The sequence below is a fragment of the Pseudanabaena sp. FACHB-2040 genome (assembly GCF_014696715.1).
GTDB lineage: Bacteria > Cyanobacteriota > Cyanobacteriia > Phormidesmidales > Phormidesmidaceae > JACVSF01.
The window spans coordinates 117,622-133,618 of the sequence record NZ_JACJQO010000005.1 but is presented as its reverse complement, the minus strand read 5'-3'; the positions used below and the strand labels follow the sequence as shown (position 1 = coordinate 133,618).

Below are 15,997 nucleotides of genomic sequence, written 5' to 3'. Positions count from 1 at the left end.
CCTAAAGCCCCTCTATTTGGTGAGCTGCTTCAGGCAGCCGGGCCTGCCGTTGCCCGCGAGTGCGAGCCTCAAAACAGACCAAATCGAGGGGCGTGATCAGCAGATCGATAGCTGCGCCCTGCCCTTTGGCCCAGCTCACGGCAGCTAGCGGCAGTTCTTTCAGCAGCCATCGACCGAGTCGGTAGCGCCGTTCCTTCTGCGTCAGCTCCCGCGTTAGATCAATGCCGTGCAGCTCGTGCAGGTAGCGGTTGGAGCAGCCGTAGCGGTACCACTGGCGGCGCAGCCCCTCTAGCGTATCGCGGTGGTGGTGCTGCACAATAGCCTGCTCAGAAAAGGCCAGCTGCCAGCCCCCTTCCCGCTGGGCTCGCCAACAAAAATCGGCATCGCCGCCGCTGGTCAAGTGTGGCCGAAAGAGGCCCACCTGCTTAAAGATTGTGGCCCTTACGGCCAAGTTCGCTGTCTGGCCGTAGGGGCAAAACGGGTGGGCTAGCGTACTTTTCTGAGAGAGGGTCTGTTTGCGATCGGCGTAGCGCTCTAGCCAGTTGCCACCCGGAAACGCCTCGACCTCTCCAGCCACCAACCCCACCGCCGGGTCGGTAAAGGGCTGCACCAACTGTTCCAGCCAAGTTTCAGCTGGGTAGCAGTCGGCATCGGTAAAGGCCAAAATTTCCCCTGTCGCCACCCGAATGCCGTGGTTGCGAGCAGCATAGGAGCTTTGCACGCCGCAATAGGTTAGGGCCTGCATCTGGCGGCCTTGGGCCGTAGCGGCGGTTACGGCAGACTGGAGCAGGGTGGGAGTGCGATCGCAACTGCCGTTGTCCACCCACAGCACCTCCAGCCGCTCCGCCGGATAGGTTTGAGCCAGCAGCCGACGTGTTAACTCTGGCAAGTCTCGCTCGCCGTTGTAGACGGGCACAATCACCGACACTGTGGGGGCAAGGTTAATCGGCAGATCAGCAGGGGTAGAGGAAGTCATGCCAAAGGAGCTCAAGGAGTTCTATGCCGGGAACTGGCCACTGTTCAAACGAAACAGGAAAAAATTTAGAGTACCCTGGGATGAGATTTGCAGACATCGACAGCCCTACTTTCTCCCATGATGCCAAGGCAGCGGCGAACTCTTCAACTCTTTATCGGTCTCAGTCTGGGCTTGGCCTTGGGTTTGCTCGCGGGGGCTTTAAGCTCAGCTCAGCTGCACCTCGCGCCCCAGCCCACTGCCAACGCTATCCCTCCAGAAGAAGCAATAGTGGCTCCGGCTCCCGCCTTACCGCCCCAGTTTGAGGTCATAGAGCTACCCCATAGCAAGGTTTACACGGTGACCATTGCCGATCCTCAAGCCTACCCAATTAGAGTCAGCCTGCCCGAAAACCTGGTGCCGCTTGACCAGATGGCTCAGCGTCTCAATGCCTTAATTGCCATCAATGCCGGATTTTTTGACCCTAATAACGGTCAGACTACATCCTACGTTGTCAGCAGCCAAGAACTGGTGGCCGACCCCCGACAAAATCCCCGGCTCATGGGCAACCCCGATCTCACCCGCTACCTCGACCAAATCCTCAATCGCTCAGAATTTCGCCGCTACGACTGCGAGGGCGCAGCTCAATACGACATCACGCTGCACAGTGCCCCAGTGCCAGCTAACTGCACCCTGATTGACGCGGTAGGGGCAGGCCCCCAACTGCTGCCCCAAAGCACCGCCTATGAAGAAGCTTTTATCGGCTACGGGGCCGATGGAGCGATTAACCGAGATGCTCTCGGCAGCCGCTCTCGCAATGCTCGCTCAGCGATTGGCATTAAACCCGACGGCAGTTTAGTTCTGGTGATGGCAGCTCAGAAGCCGGGCGTCTCGCCCTCCGGCATGAGCTTTGCCGACCTGAGCGACTTTCTCACTAGCCTAGGCGTAGAAAAAGCCCTCAACCTGGATGGGGGCAGCTCATCGTCCCTCTTTCAGGCGGGTACAACTCACTATGGTCGGCTAGATCAAGACGGCAACTGGGTACGCCGCCCAGTCAAGTCTATTTTTTGGGTAGCTCAGCCATAGTAGATTCAGACTGCTTCTTAAGGCTGCTCTGAAGATTCCTGCAGCCAGCGGCGGATACGCCCTAGCGCCACCTCATCGGGAATCAGTGTTTGGCTGTAGTTGCGCTGCCAGAGTGGCAGTGCAGGTTGATTTCGGTAAAGGTTAACCCGCTTCGCTGCCGCAGCCTTAAAACCCGCCACAAACGAGGACAATAGCCGAGGTTTGCCAGAGACTGATGGAGCTGGGAGCGTATGGCCAGCCAGCTCGCCAGCTTGAGCAGGCAGCAGTACTATCCCTCGAATGTAGCTGGGCATGACAATCCAACGATCAAGCCTAATATCTCGATAATTTTGAGAGGCACTGATCCACTCGTCGGCAACAATTTGGCCCATTGAGTTCAGAATGACGGACCCCTCGACTAAATCACCAAAAAGGGGCTCATTTCCATAGGTCTGGAGTTTGACAACGTAGGCGTCAGCTTCCATAAGGGTCTCACTTCCAAAGGCCGGAAGTTTGACACCATAGGCATCAGCTTCCATAGGGTTTACACCTGAAGCTGAACCTGCAGAGGAACGATACGCTGAATATGGCTGAGTCAAGATCATGTCTTCCTAAAACCAAAGGCCCCCTATGAGGTGTAGAGTGCCCAAGTAAAGGAAGAGACTCCCACGGTTTTAGAAAGAAGAGAGGGTTATCTCCCTACGACCTACCCAGCCCAGCGCCACACACGAATGGTTTTGTCGGCGCTAGCGCTGGCGATCACCCGGCCATTGGGATGGAAGGCGACGCCGAGCACAGAGTTGGTATGGCCGGTCAGGGTGTACTTGAGCTGTCCAGTTTGCGTATCCCACACTTTGAGGGTGCCGTCGCTGCTGCCGCTGACTAAGGTGCGGTTGTCGGCTGCGATCGCAACCCCATTGACCTCCTGAGTGTGGTCGCTCAGCGTGTGGATCAGCGACCCCGACCGCAGGCTCCAGAGTCTAATGGTGCGATCCTTGCTAGCGCTGGCCAGAAGCCGGTTGTCGCGGCTAATCGCAACCTGGTTAACCGTATTCATATGACCAGACAAAACGCGCACCTGCCGGGCCGTCCCCACTTCCCAAACCCGCACCTTATTGTCTAGCCCGCCGCTGACCAAAGTCCCTTCATCCGAGGTCATCGCCACCGTCTTAACCATGCCAGACGACCCGGTCAGGGTCTTCAAAAGCGATCCCTTATCCAGCTTCCAAAGCTTAATCGTCATGTCCTCACTGCCGCTGGCCAGCAAAAACCCCTTGGCCCCAATGGCAATCGACGTAACGTCTCGCAGATGGCCCTTAAGCACATAAAGCAAAGCCCCCTCAGCCAGGTTCCAGACCTTCACCACATCATCGTCACCACAGCTGGCTAACACCTGCCCTCCGGCACTCACCTTGACCTCATTCACCCCGCGAGCATGGCCCTCCAGGCTATAAAACACCTGCCCTGACTGCAAGTTCCAAATCTTGAGCGTGTCATCCAAGCTGCCGCTGACCAGAGTCGGCGTTTTAGGGTTAAAGTCCACAGCAGTCACCCAAGAGCTATGGCCCGTCAGTTCTCGAACGCACTGCCAGCCGGTTCCTTTAGTGCCCGAAACCAGACCGCTGCGGCCAGGCCCCGACAGCCCTGACAGCGAACCGGGTGGTTTCGTCAGCCGGGGCTGAGAAAGGGAGGGCACAGACATCTTAGGCGGCTTCGTAGTCGGCATCGGTGGAATGGAGATCTTGCGCTCTTTACCCAGCGGCAGACTACCGCCACTAGGCAAACGACTGCTGGCCGACCCTTGAGACACCCAACCCGGCACTGCCCCCTCCAGCGATGGAATTCGCCGCAGTTCTGCTACCACTTCGCCTGCACTCTGAAAACGCTCGCTCACCAGATCTTTGACCAAGCGGTCTAAAAGGTTACCCAGTTCAGGATGGCAGCTGCGGCCTATTTGCTGCAGCTTTTCTCGCCACATCCAGCGGCCTTCTAGCGGGTTGTATAGACTTTCAGGTTTACAGCCCGTGATCAGGTGCAGGCAGGTCGCACCCAAGCTATACAGGTCACTGGAAGGGTAGGCTTGACCGCTGCGCAGCTGCTCTATAGGCGCAAATCCCTCGGTGCCAATGCGAGTTCCCGGCTCGTAGAGAATCGTTTCAGAAAACTGCTTGGCCACGCCAAAATCAATCAACACCGGTTTGCTGTCTACCTTGCGGCGAATCACATTAGTTGGGGTAATGTCGCGGTGAATCACTCCTTGCTCATGGATAAACTGCAGCACCGGCAATAGATCATTCAACAGAGCGCGAATGGCAGATTCGTTGTAAGGGCCAGTCTTCTGCACTTCCTGGTAAAGGGTGCGCCCCTCAACCATCTGCTGCACTAAATAGAGGTACTGCTCATGCTCAAAATAGGCCAGCAAAGTAGGAATTTGAGGATGTTCGCCCAGCTCATTTAAGCGTAGGGCCTCTTGCTCAAAAAGCTGGACAGCTTTGTTAAACGACTTTGTGCCTTGAGTTTGCGGAGCAAACTGCTTGACAACACAGTAAGTATTTAACCGATCGGTGTCTGTAGCGAGATAAGTGCGGCCAAATCCACCCCGACCAATCACCTTAACCGGCCGGTAGCGACCTCTAAGCTGCTGAATCAAAAGAGTTCCGCAGCTTAGGCAAACCTTACCACTGTCAGGATTTTCAGGCCGGGTGCAGTTAGGATTTAGACAACAGATCATCAGCTTAGGCGGTGTCAGGGACGGCGTAAGAAGCGCACATAGAAAAGGGGTTGAGAGGGCTGTAACCACAAGCTTTTCGAGAGGCAGACGCCCTGAGCAGCGTAAATAGGGCTCGATCCCCAAAAGCAAAAGGCCAAACACCAGTTTTCTTCAGTGTAGGGGAGAGCGCTAAGAATTACGCTGATCCTGAGGCTTGCTCTATGGTCTAGCGATCACTGTAAAACCGAGATTCAAATCACAGAGTAATGGTCTCATTGCCCTTTAGGCCCAAGCTTTGGCCTTAAGCAACGAGTCGACCCATTCCTTTGCAGCATTTCGTAACAAATATCGGCACCCTTTTCAATCAATCAAAGCCCTGATGTAAGGTGATCATACAGTTGTAACGTTCATAAAACTGTTTAGTATGACCCTGGCCCAGCCGCCCCATAAGAAAGCCAAAGCCCTGCGCCCCGGAGCCCGTCGCCCCGCCAAAGAACTGTGCAGCGAATGCGGCCTCTGCGATACCTACTACATTCACTACGTCAAAGAAGCCTGCGCGTTTATCAACCAGCAGTTTCCCGAGCTAGAGACCCAAACCCACGGGCGCAGCCGCGATTTAGAGCAGGAAAATGACTGGTACTTTGGGGTGCATCAGGACATGATGACGGCCCGCAAAACCCAGCCCGTTGAAGGGGCTCAGTGGACTGGCATTGTCAGCAGCATTGCCATTGAGATGCTGAATCGAGGCTTGGTAGAAGGGGTCATTTGCGTTCAAAATACGCAGGAAGATCGGTTCCAGCCCAAGCCGGTGCTGGCTACCACGCCGGAAGAAATTTTGGCGGCGAAGGTCAACAAACCTACGCTCTCTCCCAACCTGTCGGTGCTGGAGCTGGTGGAGCAGTCGAACATGAAGCGCCTGCTGGTAATTGGGGTGGGCTGTCAGATTCAGGCGCTGCGGGCTGTGGAGCATCGGCTGGGGCTAGAAAAGCTCTACGTGCTGGGCATGCCCTGTGTGGACAATGTTGACCGAGCCGGCCTACAAAAGTTTTTGGATACCACCAGCCGCTCTCCAGAAACAGTGGTGTATTACGAGTTCATGCAGGATTTCCGGGTGCACTTTAAGCACGAAGACGGCTCGACCGAGACAGTACCTTTCTTTGGCCTCAAGACCAACCAGCTGAAGGATGTGTTTGCTCCCTCCTGCATGAGCTGCTTTGACTATGTCAATGGTCTAGCTGATCTAGTGGTGGGCTACATGGGTGCGCCCTTTGGCTGGCAGTGGATCGTGGTTCGCAACGATCGGGGACAGGAAATGCTGGACTTGGTGCAGGATCAGATCGAAACTCAGCCCGTGATGTCTCAGGGCGATCGCAAACCCGCTGTGCAGCAGAGCATCCCTGCCTACGACAAAGGCGTTACTCTGCCGATGTGGGCCGCCAAGCTAATGGGCGTTTTCATTGAGCGCATTGGCCCTAAGGGGTTGGAGTATGCTCGCTTCTCTATTGACTCTCACTTCACGCGCAACTACCTGTTTGTTAAGCGCAACTACCCAGAAAAGCTGGCGGCCCACGTACCGGAGTTTGCTAAGCGCATTGTGAGGCAGTACAAGTTGCCGGATTAGAAAGTTGGGTCGTTGGCCTTTGTCCTACTCCATTTCTGCGAATGACTCTGCGTTTTTGAGATCGATCACTGCGCCGATGAAAGCAGCATGGACAAAGGTTTGAGGAAAGTTGCCTAGCATCTGTCCGGTTTTGGGGTCGGCTTCTTCAGCAAACAGCCCCAGGTCGTTAGCAAATTTTAAGGCGGCGTCGATGATGGCTTGCGATCGCAAGTAGTCTTGGCGCATGATCCAGTACTGGGCCACCCAAAATGTCCCGGCGAGGAATGCGCCTTCCTGTTGAGAATCGAAGTTTCTCAGGTGGCGACGATAAAGGTGATCGGTTGCATAATCGCGTTCTAACACCCTCATCGTTGCCAGCATTTCGGGGCTGTCGGGCTCGGTGTAGGCCCATACGGGAAACAGGGCAGCCGTCACGTCCACAGCTTCGCTACCGGCGATGACTGCATAGGCTCCTTCGGAGGTAAGGCAGTGTTGGGCAACAAACTGTCGGATGGCTTGCTCTGCAGTTCGCCAGCGCTCAGCTTGGGCTTCATTTTGACTAACTTCAGCGATGAACTTCAAACCGCAGGCGACAACGACTTTGCTAGAAGTGTATTGATGTTCTTCCCGTTCCTCCCAAATGCCGTAGTCGGGTTCGTGCCAGTGATCGGCTAAAAAATCAGCAATTTCTGCAATGAGTGACCAGTGCTCGCGGGTGTCAAAGCGGTTGTAAATCAGCTTGGCTGCTAGTAGGACGTTACCGTAAGCATCGAGCTGTAGCTGGTCTTTAGCATCGTTGCCGATGACCACAGGCCTGCTATGACAATAGCCTGACAAACTCAGCGTTGTTTCAGGGGGAGCCGGTTTGCCATCGAGCGTGGAAAAAGGCATTAGAGGCTGGCTGCCAGAATCTCGATCGTACCCACAGATAAAATCTAAAAAGCGTCTTTCTTCAATGCCGTCGCTTCCGGCTCGGGTTAGGGCGCTGACAATCATGCCGGCATCTCTGAGCCAGACATAGCGGTAGTCGTAGTTCCGTCGTCCTCCAATGACTTCAGGTAAGGAGGTTGTGGGAGCTGCGATAATGCCGCCGTTGTCCTCAAAGGTGAGCAGCCGCAGCACCCGAATCGAAGCCACCACCTGCTCCTCGTAAGGTCCACGGTAGGTGATACGAGCGCTAATTTGCTGCCAGCACTGCAGAGTTTCTTCAAGCCAGAGCTTGAGCTGATATTCGTCAAGACCTGTTAATGGAGCATCTACCAAAACGCTCCATCCGGTTTCGCCTTGAGGAAGAAGAAAGCTAACTCGCCCATCTTGAATAATGAGAGGATGAGATGCGTACAGGTAATGCTGCCCATCAATTTGAATGCCGTGCTCTTGGGGCTTAAGAGTAGGGCGTCGCTCTGCATAATTGGGGGCAGGGTGCAGCGTGACGGCAATATCGGTAGGAGCTGATGAAAATTGGCGGCAAATTCCGTGGGGAACATTTTCTCCCATCGGCATCCAATCGGTAACTTGCAGCTCACCCGCTGGCAGGGTGAGGGTTGTTTCTAAAATGCCGCTATCCTCCAGGTAGCGCCGCCCAGAGCAGGCAACCTCCGGAATGTTCAACTTCCAACTGCCGCCCTGCGACGGATCGAGCAAGGCGGCTAAAAGAGACGGACGATCAAACCGCCCTGGACAGTACCAGACAATCTCACCCGTATGTGTCAGCAGGGCCGCAGTCCGACGATTGCCAATGATTGCTAAATCTCGAATGGCGGGAAAGCTGCCACCCATTATGCTCCTTGCTCAATAACTTGCATTAGTCCACCATTCGCTACAGAAGTTGTGTCATGAATCTCTTTAACTGCCTGTAGCTTTGCAAAATCTTTCCATCAAAGGATATAAAGTTTTCTGTCAGACTTGTTCTATCTAGAGTAGGAGACGTGCCTCTACCAAAACTCTGCACACCTACTGGTTCGTACCTAAAATCGTGTCTAGGTATGGGACAAACAAAGCTTTTTCTTCTGGGAGAAGCCGCCTTGGTCGCATAGTTTGCTTATCCACAAATAGACCTTTTTGCATGCCTTCAGCTGCAAGCGTTTGTTGGTCGCTGCGAAAGCGAAATTGCAAGATGGCAGAAGCATGGCGCAACTCAGATAACCATAGCTCTATCTGAACGCGATCGCTAACATACAGAGGCACTTTGTAGGTGATGCTGGTGTGAACCAGAACGGGTACAAACCCCTGCTCCGAGATTTCATGAATAGGCAGGCCAATTGCCTCTAGCAATTTTATGCGCCCAATTTCCATCCACTGAATGTAAACAGCATTATTAACGTGACCCAGGTAGTCAATCTGGTAAGGATAAATATCTAGATCAAAAAGAATTTTTTGCATGATGTGCTTTCACCTAGAGGAGATCAGCTAACTGCCAGCGCTGTCCACTAAACAGTATCGCAGTCACGCATAGGTGACAAAGCAGGAGAAGGCTAACTCGGCTCTGACAGCTATGATTCTTCTCTTGGTAAGCAGTGCGATCGCATCTCCCTGTTCACCTAGGGAGCTTTCAGAACATGGCTACTATTGAATTAACTTGATTGGATGTGGTAGAGAGAAGTTATTGCTGCACCATCAGGTAGAAATAAAATGGATATTTTAGCGCTGGCGGCTCTTCTTAATTCCTGTATGCCTTTTCTGATGAAGCTGGGTGAGAAGGCTGCTGAAAGTGCAGGTAGTCAGATTGGTCCGGATGCTTGGGAAACAGCGAAGAAAATTTGGGGCAAATTGCATCCTAAGTTGGTGGCGAAAGACGACGCCAGAATTGCAGCAGAACAGGTGGCAGCAAAGCCAGAAAGTGAGGCTCGTAAAGCGGTCTTTCAAGAAGAGCTAGAAACCTTGCTGAAGGAGAATCCAGATCTGGAAGAGGCGATTGCTCGAATTATGCAAGAAAGCCCCCTAACAACAGCGGGAGTGCAAATTAATCAGACGGTTACGAATAATGAAGGGCAGGTAATTGGGCAAATGACTGGTGGCAAAGCCATTGGCCGAATTGACGGTAATATTCAAGACGGCGTGAACCTATAGGTGGACCTATAAATGTAGGTGAACTAAATAAACTGGGTGCATTTGTATCATGTCGGATTCTTCAGACTCTGGCTCGGTTTTAGCCCCTGATCCTACCAATCAAGTTCGCCAAACGGTAGATCAAAATCAGGGACAGGCGATTGCTCAAATGGTAGGAGGTTTAGCGGTTGGGCAACTGACCGTCTATCTGTCCCAGATTCCGACTACAACAGAGGCAGAAACGCCTTCTGAAGAACTAGGACAAAATCCCTATCAGGGTCTGTTGACGTTTCGGGAAACCGATGGCGATCGCTTCTTCGGACGATCGCTTCACGTTGAGCAATTGTGGCAACGATTTCAACAGCTGTATAACGATCGCAACACGGTTCGAGTCTTACCCATATACGGCCCATCCGGTTCGGGAAAGTCATCTCTAGCGCGGGCAGGGTTAATTCCTGCTTTGGGTAAGCAGCTATTGCCGGGATGCGATCGCACTCGCGTCGTGGTGCTAACCCCTGGCAACCATCCCCTCGAAGCCTTAGCCACAGTGCTGGCTCGAATTGCGACAAGTGATCCCATGCCCGTTGCTAAAACGCGCGAGTTTAAGGAGGAATTGCTTCAGGCCAATAGTCAGAAGGAATTTGACGGGCTGCGCCGGATTGCAGATGTCTTTCCTGATATTAGCTTCTCACCGCTCATCGTTTTGGTGGATCAGTTTGAGGAGATCTACACGCTCTGCACAGATGCAGCGGAGCGGGATGCTTTTGTGGAGAATTTGCTGTGTGCAGCCAGCAATCGCTCCCAACGAGTCTCGATTATTTTGACGCTGCGGAGTGATTTTTTGGGAGCTACTCAGCAACACCCGCGATTGAACAAGCTCTTTTCTTCCCAAGGGTTTTTAGTACCTATTATGCAGCCAGAGGAGCTTGCGATCGCAATCACCGAGCCAGCAAAACGAGCCGGGCACGCCTTAGATAAAGCCACCGTGCAGTGGCTAATTCGAGAAACCGAAGGCCAAGAAGCCGCCCTCCCCCTGCTGCAGTTTGCGCTGACTCAAATCTGGGAGGGGCTTCGCAATGGTGTGGAACCCGCAGACACGCTGAAGCACATCGGCGGCGTGGGCGGAGCACTGGCCAGCGAAGCCAAACGGCTCTATGAGTCCTTAACGCCCGATCAGCAAAGAGTCGCTCGCTGCACGTTTCTCGCCCTGGTACAAATCAACGAAGACAACAAAAACACTCGCCGCCGCGCCGCGATTTCTGAACTTATCACGGGAGACAGCAGCGAAGCCCTCGTTCGAGAAGTGATCGACTGCTTTGCCCGGCCCGGCGTTTGGATCTTAGTCACGTCCTGCAACGAGCAGCAGGTTGAAATGCTCGAAGTTGCCCACGAAGCCCTGATCCGTAACTGGAAGGAGCTGCAGGACTGGCTGAAGGAACATTGGGAGACTTTACGGCAAAAACGCAGAATTGAACAGGTAGCGATCGAGTGGAGTGATCGGCAGAGAGCTAAAGATTGCTTATTGCAGGGGCGGTCTTTGCGTGATGCTAGAAGCTTTCTTCAAACAAACAAAAACAATTCCGAAACTGCCTTGTCCAGTTTGGCAGAACAATTTATACGCGCAAGTAGAATAAAGCAGCGACAAAGTCTCTTGAAAGTGAGTTCTGTCTTTGCGATTTTTCCTTTTGCAGGAACACTAGCTATTTTACACTTTGCCCTACTTGGTTTTATAGAAGGAATTATTGATCGAAAGGATGACGATTGTCAGCAAAACCGTGGCATTCCGATACTGGTTAGATACATGATTTTCGTAGGCCAGAAGGACAACTTAGAAGAAGCTAATTTTTGTAATGATGTTCTAAACGGTATGGATTTAAGTGGGGCGACCCTTTGGAGGGCAAATTTCAGGGCGGCGCATCTAGCCGAAACCAATCTTAGTTCCGCTGATTTTAGGGGGGCTGATTTTAGTAAAGCCAACCTTAAAAGCGCCGATTTCAGTGAAGCTTTATTAGAAGATGCCAAGTTTGAGGAGAGTTTCGCATACAAGACAAATTTTGAAACAGCCAAGGGGCTTCAACAATCGCAACTTGAACAGTCAATACTGTGCCAAGCAAACCTCCCTGAGAAGTTCTCTTTAGACCCTAATCGGGACTGTAGGGAGCTAGGACTCTAACGTTTTACTACTTTAAAGCCTATTCTGCCTTTTCCTTAGATGAAGATGATGTGCAACACGTATCCTTAGTATAGTTTTTGTCGTTTAGGTTTGTGCAATTCTTAGGAGTTGCAACAGGAGCATCTTTAGAGAAGAAGACACTATCTAAGCTGACTGAATCTTCAAGTACTTGTACTGACGTCTCTTCTAAGGGAATTGGGTTATCTGACTGTTTAGAACCGGTTTTTTGCAGAGTTTTTTTGTGTAGATCAGGTAACTCTTCAAGGATTTTAACTGCTAGCCCCTGTAAAGAGGATGAATAATTATTTGGACTGTTGACTACCTCAAGCAAAACTTTAATGGCAGTCTCCGAATATTTATTCAAATTTAACAAACTTTGAGTTGCCAAAATATGTTTTTCTTCAATATTTTTGGCTCCTAACGGAAAGCACTCTTCCAGAATTTTTCGCAGTGAAAAAGCTGTCTTCGATTTGCGTGAGCGAGATACGAAATTAGCCTCGGTTAACACAACTTCTATTCCATTAATTCCTTTTTCCTCAAGAATCTTCTCAAATTCCCACAAAATCTCGTCTAAATGCTCTTTGAGTTTTAAATAATCAGATTTCATGGTCATGTATGCTAACTCCCGATACAAAAACTTTGAACTGAGTCTTGATTTCGAAGTTTCTCCAAGTTATTTCTACCTCAATTGGTAGGCTGGGCGAACCACCACAAGTTACTGCTTTCAAACAGAAAATTTAGTACGCGCCACTCCTCAAATCACACCATAAGCATCAGCTACACCATAAACCCGAAGCTAAATCCAGACCATCACGATCAGATGCATCGCTGCTGCAGGGATTGCTAACTCCTTTCGACACATCAGTGATAGTGTGCTGCAAAATCTGCTTAATTCTGGTATGAGACAAGTCAAAATTCGCCTGCCTCATCAAGGCGAAAATGCCTGCTAACTGAGGTGCAGCAGCAGAGTTGCCGCTAAAGGCAGCCCAGCCATTTAACCTATAACTTCTATGATCATTATCACTTTAGATATAAGAAGTAATCGATGTACATTGATTACTTCTTATGGTTTTACTTACTGGGGAATAGATCGTCGTGAATCGTCCCGGTAAAATACCAAAGTCTCACTTCTTGTAATCTGAAATCTTTCTACATCATCTTCAGTGAAAGTTTTGGGGGCAGAACTACTGAGTGTTGAAGAGATAATTGTAATTACTTCGTACAACTTCTGATTGCCTGCGTTGGCTTCTGGATCATGCCAGAGTGTCAGTTCGAAAGGAGAGGGGGATTCTGATAAAATCTTTGATCCTTGATAATCCCAATTACTACTTCCGTTAACTCTTGCAAAAGAGACAAGCTTATAATCATTTTTGTTTATATCACCAGAAAGGTTATTTACTCTGACTGACAACTTTGCTCCGTTGCCGTTTTCTGTTGCAACGACTGGGATCCCCTGCGCCGTAAAGTCTACTGGTTCTAGTATGCTATTTGTAATTGTTGTCTTGTCGAATAAGTTGTTGATGGAAGCCGAAGTTTGGTTGCTCGTTCTAAATGGCTCTGTTACTTGTTGTTCAGAAAGAACTTGTGGAAATGAGATTATGAGGAAAATGATGCCAAACGCGGTTGCTATAAAGCGTAAGTATTTATTGGAGATAGATGATGCTATCTCAGCTCCAAAAATCTTGAAGCCTCCTCCAGTTAAACCAAGTATGATGAAGATGACGCCTGCTATGAGAGCAGTAATTGACAGACTTTGTGACATTGCTCTCCCCTACCTAAATTGGACTTTCTCTGGCTAATACTTGTTTGTTCTCTTGAAAAAAGTAGAGCTTCAGTGGATAAAAGCTTGCCTAAGGTCAAGCTATACGCTGTTCAACTGATGCCGTCTCAATAAGGTTTTTCATGTTTAAGAATTAATATGAATTAGAATCGTGTACCAGAGCAAGTCGCCTTCCAGATTTAACACTGGAGCCAATGCAGCTAAGGTACAGCAACTTCCATGTAAAAACCACTTTACAGAGATCTTCATAACTCTTCGGGTAGGATTTGGCCGACGACTTGATCGTGATAGCTACTTTGTTCTACTACTAGCATTACGCTACAGCAGTCTTCTCCGATTATTTATCGAATGAAGTTAAGATTAAATCAACTAGGCTTGAAGATCTTGCACAAGTGTGCTGTTTTTGCACAAAATTGCTATGGCTTCAAAAAATTCTTTGGTGTAATTCCCGTCAGACGCTTGAAGTGACGATTGAGGTGGCTTTGGTGGGTGAAGCCGCAGGCGATCGCAACTTCGCAAATGCTCATCCCCCCCTGTTTCAGCAGTTGCTTGGCCCGTTCAACGCGCTGACGAATCACGTACTGGTGCGGGCTCAGGCCCGTAGAGCGCTTGAAGGAGCGGGAGAAGTGGAACTGGCTGAGCTTTGCGATCGCAGCTAGTTCTTCTAGCCCCAAGTCCTGCTCAAGGTTGTCATTGATGTAGTCAATGACTTGTCTGAGTTGACGAGGCGCTAGACCCTCAAAGTTGCGTGTGGGTTGGTGGTTGTGAGAGGAGTAGTGCCTAAGCAGATGAACGGCCAATGCGTTTGCCATGCTCTCTGCATAAAGCCGACCACCGGGTTTGTGGGACTCCAGATCGGCTTTGAGGGCTAAGCCAATGTGCTGAATGAGTGGATCGTAAAGTGCGAAGTGCGGTATAAATTCGACCCTCTCGGATCCAGACAGCTCCGAGGCATTGCGGGCGAGTAGTTCTGGCATTAAATTGAGGCCCATTGCGTGGATCTCTCGATCCCAGCGAAAGCTGTGGGAGTGATGCATGGGGCACAACATCACTGCACCGCTAGAAACCATTTTTGTTTGCAGATGCCCATCTAAAATATGCTCTAGCTGACAGTTCTGCCCAAGATAGATACCCACCATATAGTGGTCAACGCAAACTGTGGGCGTTCCTCCGGCTGGCTGATGTTGATACTCTAGACTGATGCTGTTCCAATCCGTTTCATAGCTTGTCAGTACAGGTGTTCGGGGGAAAACATCGGGGTATTGCCAGCGATAGCTCTGCTCAAAAGTAGACTGATTCTCTGACATATCACTCACCCTGTGGATTATTGAATTAACGAAGCTTTATCAAGGATTCATGGCATGGCAGCAACCTTGCCTTAGCTCTTTTAGAACTCATTCGAGAGGTTACGTAGCCTAGATTAAGTGCTCCGATACAGGTATTCACCTGAACGCTTGAGGAAAGTATTCAAAAGCCCTTTCCAGCGTTCCGAAAGACTTCGAACGCTCACATAACTCATTCTTGGAAGGGAAATTGTTGTCTAAGCTTCCAAGTTGGTAGGTTAGGCAGATTTGTTGCTGCCTAAGATTTATAGCCGAGTACTTGTATAAAACAATTCCGCCACATCAAGGCTTTGGCGGATTAATTGGAACACCTCTGCATAATATTCTGCTTTAGATAAATCACAGGGAAATTTTTAAATGTTTTTAGCGATGCGATCGCAACCCCCAAAAATTAGCTTGTGTGCACCACAGTGCAGTATGGCGCACACCGTTCTCGTTGGCTAAGGGTGCAGTAGCGCAACAAATAGCGGAACACTTTGCCCTGCTCTGGAGTAATCAAAATGCCGGTGGGAGGCACCCGAAAAATTTTGCTTCAAGTGAGTTGGTCGGTGTGGTTAAGAATGTGTGGGGTGTGGATGGCCTGCTGCACACCGTCGGGAGAGCCGATCAAGATATGGCGCAGGGGTTCTCGGCCTGGTTGGGCGTGGGGGTATTTCAGCACAAGGGGACTGTTCGTCTTACTGTTGGGAACGTGCGATCGCAAATATGGCAGGTATAGCGATAGCAGCTTTCCCAAGAGTATTTTGCAAAATGCTGATTTCATCAACAGCGCCAAGCTCGGCAAAACCTAACGCTGTCAGCAGTTTGTTGGGTTTCCTCCAAGCCAGGACTGGCCTTCAGACCCTACTCAATCAGCAGGTGCTTTATGTGCACGACCATCCACTGGCAATCTTTGCCGCTAGGGATGGGGTCGCTCCAGTCGTCGGGGTCTGTGTACTGGAGGGTATGGAGGTACTTGGTCATGCGGTCAAGGGCTTCTAGGCTGCCGTAGAGTACGTTAGTGACTTTTTGGCGGTTGGGTTTGGCCTTGGTTAATTGGGTAGGTGAAACTGTGGGCGGTTGAGCGCCCGTTTCGGTTGATTGAAACATGGTGGTTCTGGGTTCCTATGTTGTGGTTTAGGAAACCAGAACTCACTTTCCTAGCAGCCCCTAGATGTGTGCAATCGGGGCGGCTGGGGAGGTATAGTGGCCTCCAAGCCTCCGAACTGGCAGGAACAGCTTCGGGGGAATAGTCGCCTGTTTGTGCTTCCAACACTTGCAGGCGGCGCTAAGTCCATGAGTTCTGTGTCTCAACTGTCGGACTTGACAGCTTAATGACTGAGAATA

Annotated in this window: 15 protein-coding genes; 4 read left to right on the top strand and 11 right to left on the bottom strand. The window is 50.8% G+C overall.

Annotated features, from left to right (window positions below; genetic code table 11):
* Position 1 precedes the first annotated feature (1 nt).
* Positions 2 to 976, bottom strand: coding sequence for a glycosyltransferase (locus H6G13_RS04350; RefSeq protein ID WP_190481951.1), 975 nt, complete (start codon positions 974 to 976; stop codon positions 2 to 4).
* 87 nt (positions 977 to 1,063) lie between these two features.
* Here H6G13_RS04350 and H6G13_RS04345 point away from each other — a divergent pair, with 87 nt between their 5' ends.
* Entirely contained in the window at positions 1,064 to 2,038 is a 975-nt protein-coding gene (locus H6G13_RS04345; RefSeq protein WP_242028147.1) for a phosphodiester glycosidase family protein, read from the top strand.
* Between the two features lie 17 nt (positions 2,039 to 2,055).
* On the opposite strand, the gene H6G13_RS04340 is transcribed toward H6G13_RS04345, so the two are convergent.
* Both H6G13_RS04340 and H6G13_RS04335 read right to left on the bottom strand, forming a co-directional pair.
* Complete coding sequence (locus H6G13_RS04340) at positions 2,056 to 2,556, bottom strand: hypothetical protein (RefSeq protein ID WP_190481950.1); 501 nt, start codon at positions 2,554 to 2,556, stop codon at positions 2,056 to 2,058.
* Positions 2,557 to 2,723: 167 nt separating this feature from the next.
* Positions 2,724 to 4,748, bottom strand: coding sequence for a serine/threonine-protein kinase (locus tag H6G13_RS04335; protein ID WP_190481949.1), 2,025 nt, complete (start codon positions 4,746 to 4,748; stop codon positions 2,724 to 2,726).
* Between the two features lie 403 nt (positions 4,749 to 5,151).
* On the opposite strand from H6G13_RS04335, the gene H6G13_RS04330 reads away from it, so the two are divergent.
* Entirely contained in the window at positions 5,152 to 6,348 is a 1,197-nt protein-coding gene (locus H6G13_RS04330; RefSeq protein ID WP_190481948.1) for a Coenzyme F420 hydrogenase/dehydrogenase, beta subunit C-terminal domain, read from the top strand.
* Positions 6,349 to 6,372: 24 nt separating this feature from the next.
* Here the strand turns inward: H6G13_RS04330 and H6G13_RS04325 are convergent, their stop codons facing one another.
* Both H6G13_RS04325 and H6G13_RS04320 read right to left on the bottom strand, forming a co-directional pair.
* Positions 6,373 to 8,106 (bottom strand): glycoside hydrolase family 15 protein, encoded by a 1,734-nt coding sequence (locus tag H6G13_RS04325; RefSeq protein ID WP_190481947.1) that lies wholly within the window; start codon positions 8,104 to 8,106, stop codon positions 6,373 to 6,375.
* 174 nt (positions 8,107 to 8,280) lie between these two features.
* Positions 8,281 to 8,709, bottom strand: a complete 429-nt coding sequence (locus H6G13_RS04320) for a thioesterase family protein (protein WP_190481946.1) — start codon at positions 8,707 to 8,709, stop codon at positions 8,281 to 8,283.
* A 249-nt stretch (positions 8,710 to 8,958) separates the two neighbouring features.
* Here H6G13_RS04320 and H6G13_RS04315 point away from each other — a divergent pair, with 249 nt between their 5' ends.
* Together H6G13_RS04315 and H6G13_RS04310 are read left to right on the top strand one after the other, a co-directional pair.
* Positions 8,959 to 9,396, top strand: coding sequence for a hypothetical protein (locus tag H6G13_RS04315; RefSeq protein ID WP_190481945.1), 438 nt, complete (start codon positions 8,959 to 8,961; stop codon positions 9,394 to 9,396).
* 49 nt (positions 9,397 to 9,445) lie between these two features.
* Positions 9,446 to 11,548, top strand: a complete 2,103-nt coding sequence (locus tag H6G13_RS04310) for a pentapeptide repeat-containing protein (RefSeq protein ID WP_190481944.1) — start codon at positions 9,446 to 9,448, stop codon at positions 11,546 to 11,548.
* A gap of 19 nt (positions 11,549 to 11,567) precedes the next feature.
* On the opposite strand, the gene H6G13_RS04305 is transcribed toward H6G13_RS04310, so the two are convergent.
* From H6G13_RS04305 to H6G13_RS04280, 6 genes are all read right to left on the bottom strand, one after another.
* Positions 11,568 to 12,161, bottom strand: a complete 594-nt coding sequence (locus tag H6G13_RS04305) for a hypothetical protein (RefSeq protein WP_206756510.1) — start codon at positions 12,159 to 12,161, stop codon at positions 11,568 to 11,570.
* Positions 12,162 to 12,321: 160 nt separating this feature from the next.
* Positions 12,322 to 12,489 (bottom strand): hypothetical protein, encoded by a 168-nt coding sequence (locus H6G13_RS29360; RefSeq protein ID WP_347277448.1) that lies wholly within the window; start codon positions 12,487 to 12,489, stop codon positions 12,322 to 12,324.
* Between the two features lie 134 nt (positions 12,490 to 12,623).
* Positions 12,624 to 13,310 carry a hypothetical protein gene (locus H6G13_RS04295; protein ID WP_190481942.1) on the bottom strand — a complete coding sequence of 229 codons (687 nt, stop codon included), beginning with the start codon at positions 13,308 to 13,310 and terminating at the stop codon, positions 12,624 to 12,626.
* A gap of 434 nt (positions 13,311 to 13,744) precedes the next feature.
* The gene (locus H6G13_RS04290; protein ID WP_190481941.1) at positions 13,745 to 14,635 is read right to left on the bottom strand and encodes an AraC family transcriptional regulator; all 891 of its coding nucleotides are present in this window, start codon (positions 14,633 to 14,635) and stop codon (positions 13,745 to 13,747) included.
* 568 nt (positions 14,636 to 15,203) lie between these two features.
* Positions 15,204 to 15,434 carry a hypothetical protein gene (locus H6G13_RS28555; protein WP_242028145.1) on the bottom strand — a complete coding sequence of 77 codons (231 nt, stop codon included), beginning with the start codon at positions 15,432 to 15,434 and terminating at the stop codon, positions 15,204 to 15,206.
* An 80-nt stretch (positions 15,435 to 15,514) separates the two neighbouring features.
* Positions 15,515 to 15,760, bottom strand: a complete 246-nt coding sequence (locus H6G13_RS04280; RefSeq protein ID WP_190482967.1) for a hypothetical protein — start codon at positions 15,758 to 15,760, stop codon at positions 15,515 to 15,517.
* Positions 15,761 to 15,997: the final 237 nt, after the last annotated feature.

Coding starts and splice junctions, on each gene's coding strand:
- H6G13_RS04350 (WP_190481951.1), bottom strand. CDS start 976: ATGACTTCCTCTACCCCTGCTGATCTGCCGATTAACCTTGCCCCCACA.
- H6G13_RS04335 (WP_190481949.1), bottom strand. CDS start 4,748: ATGATCTGTTGTCTAAATCCTAACTGCACCCGGCCTGAAAATCCTGAC.
- H6G13_RS04310 (WP_190481944.1), top strand. CDS start 9,446: ATGTCGGATTCTTCAGACTCTGGCTCGGTTTTAGCCCCTGATCCTACC.
- H6G13_RS04315 (WP_190481945.1), top strand. CDS start 8,959: ATGGATATTTTAGCGCTGGCGGCTCTTCTTAATTCCTGTATGCCTTTT.
- H6G13_RS04325 (WP_190481947.1), bottom strand. CDS start 8,106: ATGGGTGGCAGCTTTCCCGCCATTCGAGATTTAGCAATCATTGGCAAT.
- H6G13_RS04305 (WP_206756510.1), bottom strand. CDS start 12,161: ATGACCATGAAATCTGATTATTTAAAACTCAAAGAGCATTTAGACGAG.
- H6G13_RS04340 (WP_190481950.1), bottom strand. CDS start 2,556: ATGGAAGCTGATGCCTATGGTGTCAAACTTCCGGCCTTTGGAAGTGAG.
- H6G13_RS04330 (WP_190481948.1), top strand. CDS start 5,152: ATGACCCTGGCCCAGCCGCCCCATAAGAAAGCCAAAGCCCTGCGCCCC.
- H6G13_RS04320 (WP_190481946.1), bottom strand. CDS start 8,709: ATGCAAAAAATTCTTTTTGATCTAGATATTTATCCTTACCAGATTGAC.
- H6G13_RS04295 (WP_190481942.1), bottom strand. CDS start 13,310: ATGTCACAAAGTCTGTCAATTACTGCTCTCATAGCAGGCGTCATCTTC.
- H6G13_RS04290 (WP_190481941.1), bottom strand. CDS start 14,635: ATGTCAGAGAATCAGTCTACTTTTGAGCAGAGCTATCGCTGGCAATAC.
- H6G13_RS04280 (WP_190482967.1), bottom strand. CDS start 15,760: ATGTTTCAATCAACCGAAACGGGCGCTCAACCGCCCACAGTTTCACCT.
- H6G13_RS28555 (WP_242028145.1), bottom strand. CDS start 15,434: ATGAAATCAGCATTTTGCAAAATACTCTTGGGAAAGCTGCTATCGCTA.